Source organism: Parvibaculum sp. (assembly GCF_035511255.1).
GTDB lineage: Bacteria > Pseudomonadota > Alphaproteobacteria > Parvibaculales > Parvibaculaceae > Parvibaculum.
This window is the reverse complement of the sequence record NZ_DATKFR010000066.1, coordinates 1-2,935: the sequence shown is the minus strand read 5'-3', so window position 1 is coordinate 2,935 and position 2,935 is coordinate 1. Positions and strand designations below refer to the sequence as shown.

General features: G+C 63.5%; 2 protein-coding genes. Both read right to left on the bottom strand.

Features of this window, described 5'->3' with window-relative positions:
- Positions 1-644, bottom strand: a 644-nt coding sequence (locus tag VMR03_RS02220) for an alpha-amylase family glycosyl hydrolase (RefSeq protein ID WP_325401848.1), incomplete at its 3' end; no start/stop codon positions are given.
- Positions 645-2,935: alpha-1,4-glucan--maltose-1-phosphate maltosyltransferase (locus tag VMR03_RS02215; protein ID WP_325401846.1), on the bottom strand; the 2,291-nt coding region annotated here is incomplete at its 5' end.

Below are 2,935 nucleotides of genomic sequence, written 5' to 3'. Positions count from 1 at the left end.
AGATAGGGCACCGCATCGAGCCGGAGCCCGTCGACGCCCATCTCGAGCCAGAACTGCATGACGCGCAGCACTTCCTTCAGCACCGCCGGATTGTCGTAGTTGAGATCGGGCTGATGCGAATAGAAGCGATGCCAGAAATAGGCGCCCGCGACCGGATCCCATGTCCAGTTCGATTTCTCGGTGTCGCAGAAGATGACGCGCGTGCCGGCATAGACCTGATCGCTGTCGGACCAGACGTAATAATCGCGATAGCGCGAGCCAGGCTTGGCGCGGCGCGCGCGCTGAAACCAGGGATGCTGATCGGATGTGTGGTTGACGACGAGCTCGGTGATGACGCGGATGCCGCGCGCATGCGCTTGCTTCACGAAATGCCGTACATCGGCCATCACGCCGTAATCGGGGTGGACGTCCTTGTAGGCGGCGATGTCGTAGCCGTCGTCGAGACGCGGCGAGGGATAGAAAGGCAGCAGCCACAGCGTGTCGACGCCGAGCTCGGCGATGTAGTCGAGCTTCTGGATCAGCCCCGGAAAATCGCCGATCCCGTCGCCATTGGCGTCGAAAAAGGATTTCGGATGGAGCTGGTAGACGACCGCGTCCTTGTACCAGAGCGGATCGTCGTTCAGCGGCACTTTCACGCTCGCCATTCAGAATTCCTCATATGGGCGGACGCGCCAGATGGCGAAAGGAAGCTCCGCCGGGTCGAGCCTTACGGTTTGATTTTTGCCGTGCCAGACGAAGCTGTGGCCGCGCATCAGGTCATGCGCCTGAAGCGCGGCGTGGTCGGCGAAGCCCCATTCCCAGAGTGGGAGTTCGATCGCAGCCTCGTGCGCGCGGAAGGGATCGAGATTGATCGCGGCGAGAACGACATTGTCGCGGCCGGGCGTCGCCTTGGCGAAGTAGAGAATCTGATCGTTGAAGGCGTTGTAGAATTTCAATCCGAGATGCGTGTGGAGCGCGGGATTGGCTTTCCGAATGCGGTTGAGCTGCGAGATTTCGGCGACGATGTTGCCGGGCCGCGCCCAGTCCCAGGCGCGGATTTCGTATTTCTCGGAGTTGAGATATTCCTCCCGGCCGGGCAGCGGCGTCGCCTCGCAGAGCTCGAAGCCGCTATAGACGCCCCAGAGGCCCGACAGCAGCGTCGCGAGCGCCGCGCGGATGAGATGGCCCGGCCGGCCGGCCGTCTGCAGGAAAGGCGGATTGATGTCCGGTGTGTTGACGAAGAAGTTCGGCCGGAAATAGTCGCGCACGCCTTCGCCGTTGAGTTCGGTGAGATAATCTGTCAGCTCTTCCTTGGTGTGACGCCAGGTGAAGTAGGTATAGGACTGCGAGAAGCCGAGCTTCGCCAGACGGTTCATGCGCTTGGGCGCGGTGAAGGCTTCCGACAGAAAGATCACATCCGGGTGCCGCGCCCGGACGCTCGCGATCAGCCATTCCCAGAACGGATAGGGTTTGGTGTGCGGGTTGTCGACGCGGAAAATTTTGACGCCTTCGACGACCCAGAAGAGTACGACGCTTTCGAGCGCCAGCCAGAGATCGGGAATAGCGCCTTCGGCGTAAAATTCGACGTTGGTGATGTCCTCGTATTTCTTCGGCGGATTCTCGGCATAGCGCAGCGTGCCGTCCGGCTGCCATCTGAACCAATCCGGGTGCTCCCTGATCCAGGGATGATCGGGCGAGCACTGGATCGCGAAGTCGAGCGCAAGTTCGAGCCCCTGATCGCGCGCAGCGTCGCGCAGCCGGCGGAAATCGGCGAGCGTGCCGAGTTCGGGATGGATGTCGGTATGCCCGCCTTCGACGCCCCCGATCGCATAGGGGCTGCCCGGATCGCCGGGCTCGGTCGTCAGGGCGTTGTTGCGGCCCTTGCGGTTGGTGCGGCCGATCGGATGGATCGGCGGCATGTAGAGAACGTCGAAGCCCATGTCGCGGATGGCCGGCAGGCGGGCGATGACGTCGTCGAAGGTGCCGTGACGCTGCGGGTCGCCGCTTTGCGAGCGCGGGAAGAGTTCGTACCAGCTTGCAAAGCGTGCCTCGAGACGCTCAGCCCAGATCGGAAAGCTCGATGGATGACGCGAAGGAAACCGGCGCGGCTGAACGGCGTCCATCGCGGCGGAGAGGGCGTCGGAGAGCAAAAGCCCCGCCTTCGCCGTGTCGTCCGCCGCAGCGTCGAGGCCGGCGAGAGCCGATTCCAGCGCGTCGCGCGGTTCGCCTTCCGCATGGGGGATGGCGGCGACGAGTTGCGCGCGGCCGTCCTCGATCTCGTTGTGCAGCGAGACGCCGGCGGCGAGCTTCTTCTTCAGATGCACTTTCAGCGTCCGGAAATCATCCCACCAGGCTTCGATGGTAAAAAGATGCGCGCCAAGCCGTTCGAGAGGCAGTTCGGCGCGCCAGCGGTCGTTCTCGGTTGCGGTCATGCGGATGCGGTTCCACTCCGCCTGATCGGCCGGTCGCCACAGAAGCTCGACGGCCAGTTCGTCGTGCCCGTCGGCGAAAATGTCCGCCTCGACGATAACGCGCTCACCGACGATACGTTTTACCGGGAAGCGCCCCTCGTCGACGGAAGGTGTGACGTTTTCGATCGCGATGCGCGGTGCGTGCATCGCCTCCAGGATCGCCTGCTTTCCGGACGTCTCGACGATGACTGGATGCGGCCGGCTGCCCTTGAAGACCAGAACCTCGCCCGGCTTGAGGCGGATGCGGCGCGACGGGTCGAGAGCTTCTGGCGCTCCGGCGTTGACGGAGTCGAAATGCGTGAAGAGGCCGGTATGCGTCAGGACCTGCGCAGTGTCGATGTCCGTGCTGCGATGAAGGCTGGCATTGGCGAGCAGCAGGAAGGCGTCGTCCGAACAGGCGGGAGAAGCCAGGTTTGTGCGAACCAGGGCCGAGGCATCGGCGCCGCCGCCCGGAAGGCTGATGAGCGCACCGTGTCCGCAGGCGA